Origin of the sequence: Streptomyces sp. NPDC051183 (genome assembly GCF_040682455.1) — a bacterium.
In the GTDB taxonomy this organism is placed as follows: domain Bacteria; phylum Actinomycetota; class Actinomycetes; order Streptomycetales; family Streptomycetaceae; genus Streptomyces.
The window spans coordinates 21,692-36,299 of sequence record NZ_JBFBBA010000050.1 but is presented as its reverse complement, the minus strand read 5'-3'; the positions used below and the strand labels follow the sequence as shown (position 1 = coordinate 36,299).

Below are 14,608 nucleotides of genomic sequence, written 5' to 3'. Positions count from 1 at the left end.
GCAGGGTGGCGTACCGCGTCGGCCGGGCGGGGGTGCCCCTGCGGGCCCTGGTGTCGGCGGACCGGGCCATACTGGCCACTGTCTCCCCGCCCCCTGATCTGCGAGCCGAGCATGCCACCGCGCAAACGAGAGAACCTGTCACCGCTGCCCGACTCCGTCTGGTACTCGGCAGGCAGAAGCGCGGTGAAGCGGTCGGCGCACGTGATCGAGGAGCGGCTGACCGAGCTGCGCGATGCGGGGACGGTCGAGGAGTTCGTACGCCACGACTACCCCGATCCCGTACGGCCGAAGCGGCTGTTCGATGCCCTGTGGCGTCCCGCCAAGGGCACGGTGGTCCGCGGCCGCCTAGTGCTCGCCGGCCGTGATCACGACCCGAGTTTCACCTGGGAGATCATCGCCGAGGCATCCGGGCCGTGGGACTGGACCTGGTCCTCGCCGGCCGCCATGTTCTGGCCGAAGTCCCGCGACTGTACCTGGGACGCGGTCGGCGCCTACGGTGCCCGCTTCTACCGCACCACCACGTTCGTCGACACTCCCGCGATCGCGGCGGACAGCGTCCGCACCGCGCTCGACGCGCAGGCCGACATCCACGTACTGACCACCAACGACGAGCCGGACCGTCCCGAGCACCAGCTCGTTCCGCTGGTGCGCTACCTCCCGGCCGGCTTCACCGGCCGGGTCATCGAACAGCGCGTCTCCCCCCAGGTGCTGGACGCGGTCAACCGCGAGCTGGCTCCCTCAGGTCTACGTCTTCCGCCGCAGGGCGCCGTCATCGTGCCCTCGCGACCGCTCCTGCCCCGGACCGACCCGGCGGACCTGGTGGTCCCCCTGGCCCGCTTCAGTCAGGGCCGGCCCCAGGCTCTTATCGACGCCGTCATCCGTCACGCCGCGATCCCGCGCCAGGCGGGCCCGGCTCAGCACCGGCACGTCGAACTGCTGCGCTCGCAGTTCAGCGTGATGCCCGACGAAAAGGTCATCGACGAGCTCGAAGAGGGTCTGAAGACTGCCAAGACCCAGCTCACCACCGCCCGCCAGGTCGTCGAGAGCCTACGTACGGAACTGGGCAAGACCACCGTGCTTCTGGGCGATGCCCAGCAGGAAGCTCAGACTCACCGCGGCGAGCTCCTCGAGGTCCGGAGGGCCCTGGAGGAGTCCCGCACCGCCCTCGCGGAGGCCGTCGCCGCCCACGATCAGCTGCGGGACTCCGTGCAGAGCAGCGACGCCGGGAGGGCCGTGCGGGATGCGGAGGACCGGCGGGACGCAGCGGAGAGCGAGACGGAAACAGCCGAGGAACTCCTCGATGAGCAGGCCCGGGAGATCGCCTGGCTGCGCTCCCGCCTCGCAGCCGCCGGGCAGCCGGCCCCGGAGGAACCGCCGCAGACCACCTGGCCCGCCTCCTGGGAAGAGCTCGTCGAGCGGACCGCGGCCGAGCTGGACCGGATCGTGCTCGGCGACGTTCTGGCGACCTCCCGGCCCTTGCGCGGACACACCTTCGAAACGACCTGGCTGCGCCGGACCTGGGAAGCCCTGCGCGCCCTGGACGCGTACGCCCGCGCAAAGAGCGAGCACGGACCGGAGATGCTGCCGCACCTAAGCGCGTACCTGTCGTGGAGGGATGCCTCGGTCTCCCTGCCGCGCGGCCGGTACTCGGCGAACGAGTCCCAGCTGGTGCTGACCACCCCGAAACTCCGGGACGAGCGCATGCTCCCCGTCCCCCGTGACGTCGACCCGAGCAGCCGCGTCCTGATGGCGGAGCACATCCGGATCGGCTCCGGGCGACCGCCCGCGCCCCGGCTCCACCTCTACGACAGCAGTGCGAATGACGGCCGGATCTACGTGGGACATATTGGCTCTCACCTCCGCAACGCTCACACCAACTAGGGTCGCCGCAAGACATCCTCGTCCTCGCGGTCGTCTGCCCGCAGGCGTGCTGGCCGGGAGTGGCCGCCGCGGGTTGTGGGGCGTGTGAAGCCGCGCGCATCGGCAGCTACCGCCCGTGCAGGGCCCGGTGTCTCGTGTGCACGATTCCAGGATCCGCCCCGGCGCGGTAGGCGAAGATCGGGGGCATGAGTTTGTGGGGTATGGGTGAGGAGACAACGACCGCGGTCATGGGCGCCGCTGGAGCGGTCGTGGGGGCGGCGCTCACCGGGATGTTCACTGTCCGTGGTGCGCGGCGGCAGGCGGCAGCCGCTGTCCAAGCCGGACTCGCCCAGGCTGCCAGCGCCTACCTCGGGCCCCTCGACACGGCTCGTCGCGCGGCGCAGAGGGAGGCCTACGTACGGCTCCTGACGGACGCCCAGCGCTATGCCAGCGAGGTGCACCCGGTCCTCCGGATGGCCAGGGCCCTGGACAGAGCCGTCGGAAACACGGCCAGACTCTCCCGCAGGGACGCCGAGGTGGAGGCCGCGGCGGAGGCAGAATTCCGGGCGCGCATAGCTGCGGTGAACAGAGAGAACCCCGTGGCCGCGGCCGTCCAGCACGTGGAGCTCGAAGGGCCCCCTGAGGTGGCTGAGGCCGCGCGTCAGATCCACACGGCCGCCACTGTCCTCTTCCGTACGCTTCGACGAGCAGGGCATTGCGATCATGGGGCCGAGGGCCCCGTCCGGCCCGACCGGGAGCGCGCCTTCTCACGACACGAGGAGCTACTCACCGCGATCGAGCGGTTCACGCAGGCCGCGCAGGAACACCTGAACCGTCGGGACCACCCGAGCAGCGAGGAGCGGCCCCGGCGGTGGGCGCGGGTACCGTCGTTCCTTCGTCGACGCAGCGCCGTTCAGACACCCACGTGAGCGCTCACCGTCCGGTCATCGCGGCTACTGGCCGGGCTGCACTTTCACGATGCTGATGTCCGTCGCGGCGCCCTCAGCTTCCAGAGTCCTCTTGCGGTCCTCAGCGCTGGGCAGGTCGTAGCTCACTGCCGACGTGCGCTTCTTGCCGCCCTGCACCCACTGGACTCGGTAGTTGACCATGATGTTGCTCCTCCGTCGGCCTGGTGTGCGGCGACCAGCCGCGATGCCACAGCCTCGCATCCAGGACTGACAGCGTGACCACGCCCGGGGCCAGGAGGAGGCGGGCGCCGTGGTCGTGACGCTGGGGCGGGGACGTCGCAGAGCTTGGAAATTCGAGGTGATCACCTCTGCGCCTCCCCTACCCTGCCGGACACCGACAGCCCCTCACGAGGAGGACTCCCTGATGCCGAGCAACCCCGCTGTGCGCCCGGAGATCATCGACTTCTACACCCGGTCCGACGAAGCCGCACGGCTGCGGGCCACCGCCACAGGCGCCCTGGAGTACACGCGCACCCGCGAGTTACTGCGCCGCCACCTCCCACCCACGCCGGCCCGCGTGCTCGATGTCGGTGGCGGTCCCGGAACCCATGCCCGGTGGCTTGCCGAGGACGGCTACACGGTCCACGTCGTGGACCCCGTCTCCAAGCACGTCGCCCAGGCCGCCTCGATCGACGGCGTCACGGCCGAGCTGGGCGACGCCCGCCGCCTTACCGCCGCGGCCCAGACCTACGACGCCGTGCTGCTCTTGGGACCCCTCTACCACCTCCACGACCGGCACGACCGGATCCTCGCGCTGACCGAAGCCGCCCGCGTGGCCCGCCCCGGCGGACTTGTCGCGGCAGCCGCAATCTCCCGCTACTCGCCCCTCCTGGACTACATCGCGACCACCGGTCTCACCGAGACTCCGATCCAGGACGGTGTCCGCGACACCCTGGCCCAGGGCCGCTACGCCGGACAGCGCGGCTTCACGGTCGCCTACTTCCAGACCTCCGCCGAGCTGCGCGCCGAGGTCACGGACGCCGGCCTTGCCGACCCCGCCCTCTACGGAATCGAAGGACCGGGCTGGGTGGCGGTCAAGGCCATCGAGAAGTACACCGGCGCCAACCTCATGGGCACGGACATGTACGACGCGGCCCTCGCCGCGGCCCGCCTCGCGGAACCGCACGCCACCCTCACGGATGCCTCTGCGCACATTCTCGCCATCACCCGGCCCCGACCGGTCTAGCCTCTCCTTATGACGCTGCTGATCGTGGGTGGGTCCGGACACCTGGGCACCGAGCTGGTCCGCCAGGCCGTATCGGCCGGGTACCTGACGGCCGCGACCTGCGCGACCAACCCCGGGACCGTCCCGAGAGCCACCTGGTACCGCCTCGACCTCCGGGACCCTGGAAGCGTTGAGGAGGTCGTGGCCGAGTCCAGCCCGCACGTCATCGTCAACGCGTCGAGTGGCGGGGCGAACTGGGCGGTCACGGCCGAGGGGCCCGTCCGCCTCGCGCTCGCTGCGGCGAAGGCCGGAAGCCGGATGATCCAGGTCTCCAGCGACGCCGTCTCTCCGGCAAGACCCGCACTCGCTACAACGAACAGTGCAGGCCGGACCCCATCACCCCGTACGGGGCGGCGAAGGCCGCGGCGGAGACTGGGGTGCTCCTCGTCCATCCGGACGCGGTCGTCGCCCGCACCTCCCTGATCATCGGTAACGGACAGTCCGAACACGAACGGACCGTTCACGGCCTCGCCGCCGGCACCCGCGAAGGTGTCCTCTTCGTGGACGACTTCCGGTGCCCAGTCCACGTGAACGACCTGGCAGTAGCCCTCCTGGAACTCGCGTCGGGCGCCACCACCGGCATCCACCACCTCGGTGGCAGCCAGGCCGTCAGCCGCCATGAGCTCGGCGTGCTCATCGCCCGGCGCGACGGACTCGACGCATCCCGGCTTCCCACCGGGCTACGGGCCGACAGCACCCTCCCGGGGCCCGTCGACGTCCGGCTGGACAGCCGCGAGACCCAGCACGGACTGCGTACGATGCTGCGCGGCGCCCACGAGTTCCTCGCCGAGGCCTGAACACCGAGGCACGGTCACCGCGCGCCACCCGATCCGGCTGCGCAGCGATCGTCGGGGGCTTCGAACCGGGGGCGCCGCGAAGGCCCGTGGATTTGCGGCGCGAGCGCGGTTACTTCTTCGCCTTCGCCTTCTCCACGGCGCCGGGAAGGTCCTTGTCGACGAGTCCCGGTGAGCCGGTCAGCATCACCATCACGTTCCCGGCCCGCACCGCGACCTGCTTGAGGATCGTGGTGGAGGTGCTGGTGGTGATGGTCATCGTCTGCGCGTACCGCTCATCGCCGATTCCCTCGGGTGCGGCCGTCTTGCCGATCGCGATCTGGACCGGGGTGGTGCCCGTGCTCATGGTGAATGACGGGCAGGAGGCGTACGCGGCGAAGAGGTCCTTCGTGCTCTTCGACAGCTTCGCCGGGGTGTCGCTGTACAGCTCCTCCCCCAGCGTCGAGGAACTCGTCGAGCCGGCCGTGTAGGTGAAGGACGTCTTCGCCTTGACCGCGAAGGCGGGGGCGCCGCCGCCCAGCTTCTCCAGGGCGGGGCAGCCCGTCAGACCGATGTCGTCGCGGCGGGTGGTGTCCGTCGCGGGGGTCTCGAGGTACCCCTGGCCGAGGTCAGCGGCAGTCAGCAGCCGCAGTCGCAGATCCGACTCGCTGACGGGCGGCGTGGTGGTGTCCTGCATCGAGCCGAGGATGGTGTCCTTCCCGCTGGCCGCGGGTGAGCCCTCACCGGAACTGCTGCAGCCGACCGTGCCCAGAGCGACGAACGCGGCCAGGGCGAGTCCGGTTATCCGGTTGTTCATGGAGACTCCCTGGGTGTGTAGGGGCCGACTATAGCCAGAGCCCGTTGCTGCCCCGGAGGCCAGGCACGCCCATCCCGCGCTGGGGCACTGGCTGATCCCGGCCGCGCTCGACGTCCCCACGGGCGGTCCCACAGGTTTGTCACCCCGCGGATCCTGATCTTGCGTTGCTCACCAGGTGGAATCCGGAATCCTGGAGCGGTATTCCCGCGAAGGCGGTGTTGCGTCTCGTCGACCAGATCCGGCATACTCCCAAGCCATATTGGAATATTCACTGGTGGGGGCAACTGTGGCACGTTATCCGAATCCTTTCGCGGCGATCCGCGCGTCCTGGATCCTCAGCCGGGCACGGCAGCGCAGCCAGGGCCTGAGCCAGACCGAACTCGCCAACTGGATGGGCGTCGGGCAGGCGGCCCTGAGCAAGTACGAGGGCGGATCCAGGGAACCCTCCTTCGCCGAGCTCCAGCGCCTCGTCGCCGGCACCGACTTCCGCCTGGAAGTACGGCTGCGCCCCGAGCCCCGGCGCGCTGCCCGCAACGAGAACGCCCACCGCGGCGACCCAATGCCGTTCGCCGCAGACCTCCACGTGTCCCGCAGGCTCCCGGCCCAGCTCTCACCGGCCAGCGGCCACCTGCCGCCTTCCGAGGCCGACGGCCCCCGGCTGGAAGAGGCACTGCTCCACCTCTACGAGGTGGAGGCGCTCACCGCGGACCTGCGCCGTCCCGAGGACCGGCTCCAGTACGCCTACGAGCGGTTCCACCACGAACGCGACCGCGACCTGATCCACCAGATGCTGCCGCTGGGCACCGGAGCCGGCCGGGCCGCTCGGATCCTGGCCCGCGAAATCGACCGCGCGATCGACCGGGAGACCGACCAAGAGACCGACCGGCCCAGTGGACGCCGATCCGAGCGGCGTCAGCAGAACGACCCGCGGGCCGCCCGCCTCACCTGGGCGTACATCGTGTGCTGTCTGCGCGCCGAGGAAGCGATCTGCCGGGAACGGGCCACCCGCCTCCACCGTGCCCTGGACGCGGCACAGCAGCGTCGCCGGGCCCAGATCCGTGTCGAGGACGCCGAGTTCATCGCACGCACCAGCGGCGGACCCAGCATCGTCGCCGAAATCGACCAGGCTAAGGCCGCGCTCACCAGCGCCGACCAAGCATGCGTCGACCACGGCCGCAACGGCGGAGGCCACGATGTCGGACTCTCCGGGGAGCGCTACATCGCCGCCGAGCTCACCGAACTCGCCGACCGGGCCCGCGCCCTGTACCAGGAGCTCGCCCGTGAGCCGGCGTTCGAGACCTGGCGCACCAGCCACGCCCCCACCGATCCGCTGTACGACGCCTGGCTCGACGGCGACCTGCGTGACAGCCCTGCCCCGCCCCGCCTCTACGCGGACTGGAACGCTCTGGCAGCGGACCACCGCGGTCTCCTCGCGTCCGGGCAGCAGCAGCCGGGAGGCACGGAACGCCTCGTCACCGACCCCTTCGGACAGCAGTGGCAGGTCGTCCTCGGCACCCGGCCCGACAGCAACCCGGACGCGACTGCGTATGTCACTGCCGCACATGTCGCTGAAGACGGTCAGCAGACGGGCCCCGTCTACCTACTCGCAGCCGAAACCGACCACGCGCGGGCCGCTGACGCGGTCACCACCGGAGCGGCATCGCTGTCCGCCGTCGCCGGGATGCTGCGCAACGCGTCCCGGGAGCGGTGAGTTCCAGGAGCTGAGGAACCTCCGGGGTGGCCGCAGCTATGCGGCCACCCCGGCACCAGGCGGACCGCACGTTGGACCCGCCGCAGGCGTTCCGCCGTACCGCGCCCGGCGCAGACCTCGGCCACGAGCCCCGGACAGAGGACTACCAGAGGGTGTCCTCCTCGAACTTCGGCGCCGGGTCGCTCCGGCCGGGCAGCCCCGGTGGTACCGCCGCATCCGCCAACTGCTCCCAGGTGTCGAAGCGGGCGGCGAGCCGCAGCAGGAGCAGCGCGGTCGTGTGCGCGTCGTACGCGGCCCGGTGGCGATTCCCGGGGACGCCGGTCAGGTCGATGTCGTGCCGCGCGAGGAGGGCGTCGAGGCCGTACCCGCGTTGCCCTGGGTCTGCGGCCCTGGCCAGCCGGAGCGTGTCCACCACGCCCGCCGGAGCCCAGCCGGGCAGATGCCGCCGGAGCACCCCGTAATCGACGTGCGCGCTGTGCGCCGCGATCCACGCGCCGTCCAGCAACGCGAGGACCTCACCTGCGACCTCGTCCCACCGGGGTGCTTGTGCGGTCATCGTGTTGGTGATCCCGTGGATACGGGAGACCCGCGCGGAGATCGGGACCGGGGGCCGGACCAGCCACTGCCGCACCCCAGAGGGCACCACCTCGCCGCCCTCTACAGGGATGACCGCGAGCTCCACCAGGTCGGCCGGGCTGCCTCCGTTGCCTTCGACATCGACCACGAACATCCGGCCGGGCCAGGGCCCGGCCGCACTCGTGGCCCGCGCGCCTTCGCCGACGCCCTGGGCTGGCTTCGCGGTGTCCTCGCTCATGCCGGGACCATATCCCCAACCTGTCCGGAGGACGGGGAGTATCCCCGCTGGAGCAGGGGCGACGCCGTGGCCATATTCCCGGCCGACGCCCCCAGGGGCCATCCCCGCCGAGCGGGGACAACAGCTTTGGTGGGCCGCTTACATGCGGGGCAGTTCCCCGCGCAGGGCGGCGAGACCCCATTCCAGGTCCGGGGCGCTCAGCTGCTGCTCCAGGGTCGCCCGTTCGAGCAGTGTCGCCGTGTCGAGGATCTGGGCGTCGAGGCGGCGGATCGTCTCGAGGTTGTCGTCCAGCTCCCTCAGGCTGCTTCGGCGAGATCCGCTGAGGCCGGGCAGAGCAGCCCACCGCGCCGACTGCGCCTCGAACAACTCCAGGTCTTCCTGCCGTGCGGTGCAGTTGCGCTTGACCCGGGCCACGTCAGCATCGGTGAGGACGCCGGGGCGGCCCAGCCCCTCCTTGAGGGTCTCCGCGAACTGCACCACCTCCTGCTTCCACGCCCCGGTGTGGCGTAGGAACTGCGAGAGCTTGGAGATCGGGTGGTCGATCGGCTTCTGCTGCGGCATGTTCCGAAGGTATCGGCCCGGCAGCCGCCACGAGAGCGGTTCGTGATTCCCAGCGCGGGTAGCCCGCCGGCGGTGAGTTGACCGCTCCCCCGTTCACGACCACCGAGGTGTACGGCCCTCCTGCCGCCGCCGCGCCCTCGCCGCAGTCATCGACCGGGCCGCCCTCTCAGCCTCATCGGCTTCGAGGCCCGGGGCCGCGCCGCGATGATGCCCGGCGGCCCGACCTCGGGCCTGGGACTGCCGAGGCGTTCCGGAGTCCTTGTCTATCGCGGCGCTCACATGCTGGCGGACTGCTGCTGGTGGGGCGCGGCCGCGGTGGCGCGGGCGACGACGGAGGCACGGGTCGGTTCGGCCTGGGCTGCGACCTGGCCGGTGATCTCCCGGCGGATCACGGTCTCCTCCGCGCGCTCCTGCGGGCTCAGCGCGGATCTGCGGTCCACTTCCGCCGAGGCGTCGTCAGCCTGCCCCCGTAGTTCGCTGGCCTGTCCGCGGAGTTCGCTCGCGCGTGCTTCCTTGCGTTCGACGTCCTCGCGTTCGCTGTTGGCGGCCCGCGCGACGACTTCGTCGTCGGCGCCCATCTCCCGGAGCGAGGCGGCCAGAGAGCCGCCGCCCGAGGCCTCGTAGTTCTCACGCATCCACTGCGCTTCGCGGTCGGACTCCGCGGCGACGGCATCGGCGGCGTCAGCGAGCTGGCGGGTCTTGCCCGCGGTGACCATCAGCTCGTGGTCGGTCATGAGCGACTGCGGTGACGCGTTCGCGATCCGGTCCGCGGCGTTCTCGGCCTGCTCGGGGAGCAAGGCCTGGAGGCCGGCGGCCGGACCGGTCGCCTCCACCGCGAGCGGGTTCGGGCGTGCGGGGGCGATCTCCCCGGCCCACGCGAGGATGTTCTGGCGGACCTCGGCGGCCCTGGCCGGGTCCAGGTCGTAGGCGGCGAACTTCTCGTCGGGGATCTCGGCGACCTTGCCGAGCTGGGAGCGGAAGACGACCTCGGGCGCCGGGTGGGGGTTCGCCGCGAGGTACTCGTCGACGGCCTCGGCGCCCAGGACGACGTTCATCTCGTTGAGGTCGACGTAGTCCTTGGCCTCGGTGCGCCACGCCAGGGCCTCGGACTTCATCTGCACGCAGTCCTGCACGGCCATGACCCGGATGCCGTCGCGGTCCTCGGGGAAGTAGTGCATCTCCATCGGGACCATCTGGATGGTCACCGGCTCGGCGTCGGCGCTCGCGGGGTCGCTCACGCTCAGGTTCGCTGCCTGGTCCAGGCTCCAGACCTTCTCCACCTCGACGTGGTAGCCCTCATCGGTCAGCGCCGTGATGACTTCCTCGCGGGCCTGGACCGCGCCCTCGCCGACGTCGGGCATGTTGAACAGGTCGATGTCGTCGACGGGCCGCTCGGCCAGGCCGTGCGCGCGCAGGGCCATGCTGCCGGCCAGCGCGTAGTCGTACTTCTCCCCCACCGCCTCCAGGGCGATGCGGGCTATCCGCCACTTCTCCTCTTCGTTCACCGCTCACTCACCGCCCGGCGAGCTGGGGGAAGCGCCGCTCCCACACCCGCATGACCGGCGCCTCTGCCAGACCCGGAGCCCACAGGGACTGCAGGAGGGAGACGTTCAGGAGCGCGGACTGCTGCTCGGCGGTGCCGTCGGCCAGGACGGTGCGGTACAGCTCGCTCACGGCACGCGGGTCGGCGAGGTCAACTTCGGCGGGCACCGCGTCGCGTACGAGGTCGGCGGGGACGCGGACGGTTCCGGTGGCCGGTCCCGCCAGCACGGCGAGGTCGTCGACGACGGCGAAGCCGTTGGAGGCCCGCCAGCGGCTGAGTTCGGGATCGGACAGGGCCTCGGCGATGTCGGCGGCGAGCCGGCCTTCGGCGACCGCGTGGGCGCGCAGCTCCTGCTGGACGGCGCGGCCGCGCTGCCCGCGCTCGCGGGGAATGGGGGTGCTCATCTTCAACTCCAGGTGATGGTGGGGGCGGACGGGCCGGGCCGGGCCTAGGAGGCCTGTCGCAGGTCCTGGGAGCCGGCGAGCCACTTGTACCCCTGGCGGTGGGCCATCGTGATGTCGCCCTCCTGGACGTCGTCGCCCTGCGCGAACCGCCACAGCAGGGAGCGGAGCTGACCGGCGCCCGCGGACGCCACCTTCCCCCGGTCGCGTGCGGTGCCGACGAGGACGTGCGCCAGGGCGGCGACGTCCGCCTGCACCTCGTGTAGCTCAACCGTGGCGGTCCTCTTGCTGCGCAGGACGCCGCCGGAGGGCTGGACGATGGAGACGGCGGCCAGGTCGCGGGAGACGGGGACGTCACGGGCCGGGTAGGGGACGGCCCAGTGCGCCGTCAGCCAGGGCGTGACGGTCTCCGGGACGCGGATGCTCCAGCGGCCTGACGCGTCCTGGCGGGCGACGGCCGTGGACAGCACGGCGCGCCTCGCCTGGTGCCAGGCGCTCTCGTTGCCGCCGAAGGCGACGGCCGCCGGCCGGTCGGGCAGGATTCCGAACAGCGGGAACGGGGCGGCGATGTCCATGACGCCCAGGACTCCGTCCCGGCGGGGCCAGCCGGGCTGTGCGGGCTCGGCGTCGGCGATGCGCCACCACTCGTCGGGGTAGTCCAGCTGGGGCCGGGCGAACGGCCAGGCCAGCACCTTGGTGAACTGGTTGCCGGTGGCGTCGCGGCCCAGCAGCATCGCGACGCACTGGGCGAACGGCGGGATCTCGAGCCGCATCGCCAGCTGGCCGCGGAGTATCTCACCGTTGCCCTCGGCGAAGTCGATGGCGGTGGCCCACCGCGGCCAGATACGCCCCTCGGGCTCGACGGCGGTGGCGGACGGAACTGGTGCGGTCACTGGCCTGCTCCCTGTCGGATCATCTCGTCGAGGCCCGGATGCCTGATGGCCGGGCCGGTCATGGCGTCGGAAACCTTGCTGTGGATCTCGAAGGCCCGGTCGGAGTCCTTGAAGTCCCTTACGCGCGGGTCGGTGTGCTTCTGCGCGTTGCACTCCTGCAAGGTCACGCGCGGCACCGTCCGGTAGAGGGCGTCGATCCACTCCACCTCGGCGGTGTCGCGCTTGTCGCCCGGGCTGTAGGTCCGCACCCAGGACACGAACAGGGCGGTCAGCAGCTCCCGGACGTCGCGGTGCTGGTACCAGCAGGGGGTGATGTGGGTCAGGGTCCACGGGTAGGTGCGCACCAGCCACTGCACCCAGGCCCGGAGCTCGGCCAGGCGCTCGCGGCGCACGGCCGGCTCCATCACCTCCCAGATCCACCCCGACAGGTCGACCTCGGGCTCGTCCCCCTCCTCGTCTAGGTCGGGGTCGAGGATCTCTCCGGTGGTCTCGTCGGCGAGGACGTCCCCGCCGTAGGCCTGTTCGTCAGGCACGTGCCAGCTCCTTGCGTGCGGGGGTCTCGTTGATGAGCTGCTGGAGGTCCTTGTCGGCGTACATCATCCGAAGGCGGACACGGACCGGCCTCTGGTTGCCGTACTGGACGACGGCGGTGCCGTCCTCCAGCTGCTGGAGCGCGTGGATCGGCGCGAGGTCGCGCTCGCTGACCGAGGCCGTAGTGGACTGGCCGCCGTCGCTGCTGCGCGTGACCGTGGCCCGCTTGACCTCGGCGCGCCCGAGCATGGTGTTGAAGTACTGGAGCGTCTCGGGGTCCGCGACGCCGGGCAGCAGCATGCGCAGCGGGGAGGCGGAGAAGACGGTGTTGGCCTTGTCGTCGCCGAGCGAGGTCCGCAGCTGGCTGAGGTCGTGCCAGATCGTGAGCATCACGATGCCCTGGCCGCGGCCCGTAGTCAGGACGGTCGCCAGGTCCGGGTAGCGCAGCACGTTGCCAGCCTCGTCGATCAGCAGACCGAGGGCGGGTGAGAGCGGCTTGCCGGTGCGCCCGTACTGGGTTTCGGCCGCGTGGATCACCGAGGCGATCAGCGCGGTGATCAGCGGCGCGTACCGCTTGCTGTCCGAGGCGGAGGCGACGATGGCGATGGTGCCGCCCTGCGCGATGACCTCTTCGACGGAGAAGTCGCTGCACGCGGCGGACTCGCGGACGGCCACGTCCTGGTAGACGCGGGCGATCACGTTCAACGTGAGCTGCACCGATCCCTGGCCGTCGGCGTGCAGGCGGCGCCAGGGGGAGGCGTAGTCCTGCGCGGCCTCGGTGAACCCGGCGTCCAGGAGGACTCCTTCGACGATGTCGACTGCGTCCTTGCCCAGCGAGGCCCAGCGGCGGAATCCGGTGATGCCCTCGCCGGAGGCGCGGGCGGCCAGGAGCAGGCCCTTGACGATGGGCTGCGCCTGCTCCAGCCACGTCTGGGCTTTCGGGTCCGAGCTGTTGGAGGATGCCTCGGTCAGCCACTTCGCCATGTCGTCGGCGTTCTGCTCGCTCTTGCAGTAGTCCACCGGGGACCAGCGCGAGGTCTTGCGCCCGGGTATCCCCTTGGGCGCCACCACGTGCACCGGGCCGAGGTGGGCGCGGCGGGCGTAGATCATGTCGAGGTCGGACGCCTTGACGGTGGTGATGACGAGCGGCCCGCTCCATTCGAGGGCGTTAGGCAGCAGCAGACCCATCGACTTGCCGGAGCCCGGGACGCCGAAGGCGAGCCCGGACAGGCAGGGTTCGCCCGCGACGAGCTTCTTCGACACGATGCCGCGCCCGGCGACCAGGCGGTCGGCGCGGGCCGCGGGGTCCTGTTCGGCGCGCAGGTGCTTCTCCACCCGGCGGCCGCCCCAGGTCGCGCCGTCGCCCTGGCGTTCCCACGGCTTGAGGACCAAGGCGGCGACCGGGGCAGCGACTCCGAGCAGGGCCCAGGGCCCGTACTGCATCAGGCCGCCGTTCCCGAGGAGCGAAGGTACGTCGGTCATGCGTTTCTCCTGGGGTTCGGTACGGAAGGCAGAGCGGTCCGGGCGTTTTTCGCCGCGGCAAGAGCGGCCCGGGTGCGGGCGACGCCCGCGGCGTGGGTGGCTGCGTCGAAGGCGGGTGCCGGCTCCAGCGAGCGGAACGCCGGCGGCGTCGGCGTCGCGAAGGCCTCGGCGTCCGGGGCCGGGCGGGGCGGTCCGTCCCCGGCGTCGGCCTTGGCCCGGTGGTGGTCCGCGCTGCGTTCGGCGCAGCGCGGGCAGGGCGCCCCGGTATCGAGGTTCACGGTGTCCTCGCAGCGGGGGTCCGGGCAGGCGCCGGGGCGCAGCAGGGCGATGGCGACGCCGATGGGGCGGGTCAGGGAGCCCAGGGCCGCCTTTGTGGCGTAGCCGTGTGCCCACCAGCGGCGCACGATCCGTGCGCACAGGTCCTGCGGCTGTCGTCCGGCCGCGAGCGCGGAGCGTACGGCGGCGTGCAGGGCCGCGGGCAGCGGCGAGGGCAGCAGTACCGTCAGCTGGACGGGCAGGCAGTCGAGGACCTCGCGTACGGCGGCGGTGGTCACCAGCTCGACGTCCTCCGGCAGCGGCCTGCTCTCTGCGCGCGGTGCGGCGGACGGGGTCGGGGGTGCGGCGGGCGTGGGTGTGCCGGGTGCGTGGTCGGGCTCCAGCGTCAGGGTGAGCGCGTCGGTGTGCCGGCCCCGTACAGTCTCGTGTTCGACAGCCGTGAGGGGGGTGGGGTAGGCGTAGAGGTCGGTGGCCCACCGGCCGCCTTGCGACTCGTACTTCACGCGGAGCAGGAATCCGGCGCCGGTCAGGGCCCGGGCTGCGGAGTGCAGCCGCCTGGCGGGCAGCGCGTACTGCTCGGCGAGGGCGGCCAGGGTGATGGCCTGCCCGTCCTCGTACTCCAGCAGGACGGTCAGGAGCAGGGCCGCCGCGCCGTCCAGCCCGTGTGCGCGCAGGAGCTCCTTCTGCACGGTGCCGCCGGACGGGCGGCCGTGGAAGATCCTCATCGCTCTCCTGGGGCGGGGTGGACGGCGA

Annotated in this window: 14 protein-coding genes and 1 pseudogene; 5 read left to right on the top strand and 10 right to left on the bottom strand. The window is 71.6% G+C overall.

What is annotated here, in order from left to right; genetic code table 11:
* Positions 1-183: 183 nt before the first annotated feature.
* Both AB0M99_RS32255 and AB0M99_RS32250 read left to right on the top strand, forming a co-directional pair.
* Entirely contained in the window at positions 184-1,881 is a 1,698-nt protein-coding gene (locus tag AB0M99_RS32255; protein WP_365926780.1) for a hypothetical protein, read from the top strand.
* A gap of 200 nt (positions 1,882-2,081) precedes the next feature.
* Entirely contained in the window at positions 2,082-2,789 is a 708-nt protein-coding gene (locus AB0M99_RS32250; protein WP_365926778.1) for a hypothetical protein, read from the top strand.
* Between the two features lie 24 nt (positions 2,790-2,813).
* Here the strand turns inward: AB0M99_RS32250 and AB0M99_RS32245 are convergent, their stop codons facing one another.
* On the bottom strand, positions 2,814-2,969 hold the full coding sequence (locus AB0M99_RS32245) for a hypothetical protein (RefSeq protein WP_365926776.1): 156 nt from the start codon (positions 2,967-2,969) through the stop codon (positions 2,814-2,816).
* Positions 2,970-3,192: 223 nt separating this feature from the next.
* Between AB0M99_RS32245 and AB0M99_RS32240 the strand changes: the two genes are divergently transcribed.
* Both AB0M99_RS32240 and AB0M99_RS32235 read left to right on the top strand, forming a co-directional pair.
* The gene (locus AB0M99_RS32240; RefSeq protein WP_365926774.1) at positions 3,193-4,014 is read left to right on the top strand and encodes a class I SAM-dependent methyltransferase; all 822 of its coding nucleotides are present in this window, start codon (positions 3,193-3,195) and stop codon (positions 4,012-4,014) included.
* Positions 4,015-4,023: 9 nt separating this feature from the next.
* Positions 4,024-4,850, top strand: a pseudogene (locus tag AB0M99_RS32235) (sugar nucleotide-binding protein).
* Between the two features lie 109 nt (positions 4,851-4,959).
* On the opposite strand, the gene AB0M99_RS32230 reads toward AB0M99_RS32235, so the two are convergent.
* Positions 4,960-5,643: a hypothetical protein gene (locus AB0M99_RS32230; protein WP_365926772.1), complete on the bottom strand. Its 684-nt coding sequence runs from the start codon at positions 5,641-5,643 to the stop codon at positions 4,960-4,962.
* A 286-nt stretch (positions 5,644-5,929) separates the two neighbouring features.
* Between AB0M99_RS32230 and AB0M99_RS32225 the strand changes: the two genes are divergently transcribed.
* Complete coding sequence (locus AB0M99_RS32225) at positions 5,930-7,354, top strand: helix-turn-helix transcriptional regulator (RefSeq protein ID WP_365926770.1); 1,425 nt, start codon at positions 5,930-5,932, stop codon at positions 7,352-7,354.
* A gap of 142 nt (positions 7,355-7,496) precedes the next feature.
* Here AB0M99_RS32225 and AB0M99_RS32220 read toward each other — a convergent pair whose 3' ends face one another.
* The 8 genes from AB0M99_RS32220 to AB0M99_RS32185 form a co-directional block, all read right to left on the bottom strand.
* Entirely contained in the window at positions 7,497-8,168 is a 672-nt protein-coding gene (locus AB0M99_RS32220; protein WP_365926768.1) for a 3'-5' exonuclease, read from the bottom strand.
* Between the two features lie 138 nt (positions 8,169-8,306).
* A complete protein-coding gene (locus tag AB0M99_RS32215) occupies positions 8,307-8,729 on the bottom strand; it encodes a hypothetical protein (protein ID WP_365926766.1) in 423 nt (140 codons plus the stop codon).
* Positions 8,730-9,004: 275 nt separating this feature from the next.
* Complete coding sequence (locus AB0M99_RS32210) at positions 9,005-10,234, bottom strand: nucleotidyl transferase AbiEii/AbiGii toxin family protein (RefSeq protein WP_365926764.1); 1,230 nt, start codon at positions 10,232-10,234, stop codon at positions 9,005-9,007.
* Between the two features lie 7 nt (positions 10,235-10,241).
* Positions 10,242-10,676: a hypothetical protein gene (locus tag AB0M99_RS32205; RefSeq protein WP_365926762.1), complete on the bottom strand. Its 435-nt coding sequence runs from the start codon at positions 10,674-10,676 to the stop codon at positions 10,242-10,244.
* 44 nt (positions 10,677-10,720) lie between these two features.
* Complete coding sequence (locus AB0M99_RS32200; RefSeq protein WP_365926760.1) at positions 10,721-11,566, bottom strand: hypothetical protein; 846 nt, start codon at positions 11,564-11,566, stop codon at positions 10,721-10,723.
* A complete protein-coding gene (locus AB0M99_RS32195; RefSeq protein ID WP_365926758.1) occupies positions 11,563-12,099 on the bottom strand; it encodes a hypothetical protein in 537 nt (178 codons plus the stop codon). The genes AB0M99_RS32200 and AB0M99_RS32195 overlap by 4 nt, the downstream gene beginning before the upstream one ends.
* A complete protein-coding gene (locus AB0M99_RS32190; RefSeq protein WP_365926756.1) occupies positions 12,092-13,579 on the bottom strand; it encodes a type IV secretory system conjugative DNA transfer family protein in 1,488 nt (495 codons plus the stop codon). Before AB0M99_RS32190 ends, AB0M99_RS32195 begins: the two co-directional genes overlap by 8 nt.
* On the bottom strand, positions 13,576-14,580 hold the full coding sequence (locus tag AB0M99_RS32185; protein WP_365926754.1) for a hypothetical protein: 1,005 nt from the start codon (positions 14,578-14,580) through the stop codon (positions 13,576-13,578). The genes AB0M99_RS32190 and AB0M99_RS32185 overlap by 4 nt, the downstream gene beginning before the upstream one ends.
* Between the last annotated feature and the right edge of the window lie 28 nt (positions 14,581-14,608).

Excerpts from the sequence above, each read along its gene's own strand:
- AB0M99_RS32250 (WP_365926778.1), top strand. The coding sequence starts at position 2,082 with ATGGGTGAGGAGACAACGACCGCGGTCATGGGCGCCGCTGGAGCGGTC.
- AB0M99_RS32245 (WP_365926776.1), bottom strand. The coding sequence starts at position 2,969 with ATGGTCAACTACCGAGTCCAGTGGGTGCAGGGCGGCAAGAAGCGCACG.
- AB0M99_RS32240 (WP_365926774.1), top strand. The coding sequence starts at position 3,193 with ATGCCGAGCAACCCCGCTGTGCGCCCGGAGATCATCGACTTCTACACC.
- AB0M99_RS32230 (WP_365926772.1), bottom strand. The coding sequence starts at position 5,643 with ATGAACAACCGGATAACCGGACTCGCCCTGGCCGCGTTCGTCGCTCTG.
- AB0M99_RS32220 (WP_365926768.1), bottom strand. The coding sequence starts at position 8,168 with ATGAGCGAGGACACCGCGAAGCCAGCCCAGGGCGTCGGCGAAGGCGCG.
- AB0M99_RS32215 (WP_365926766.1), bottom strand. The coding sequence starts at position 8,729 with ATGCCGCAGCAGAAGCCGATCGACCACCCGATCTCCAAGCTCTCGCAG.
- AB0M99_RS32205 (WP_365926762.1), bottom strand. The coding sequence starts at position 10,676 with ATGAGCACCCCCATTCCCCGCGAGCGCGGGCAGCGCGGCCGCGCCGTC.
- AB0M99_RS32190 (WP_365926756.1), bottom strand. The coding sequence starts at position 13,579 with ATGACCGACGTACCTTCGCTCCTCGGGAACGGCGGCCTGATGCAGTAC.
- AB0M99_RS32185 (WP_365926754.1), bottom strand. The coding sequence starts at position 14,580 with ATGAGGATCTTCCACGGCCGCCCGTCCGGCGGCACCGTGCAGAAGGAG.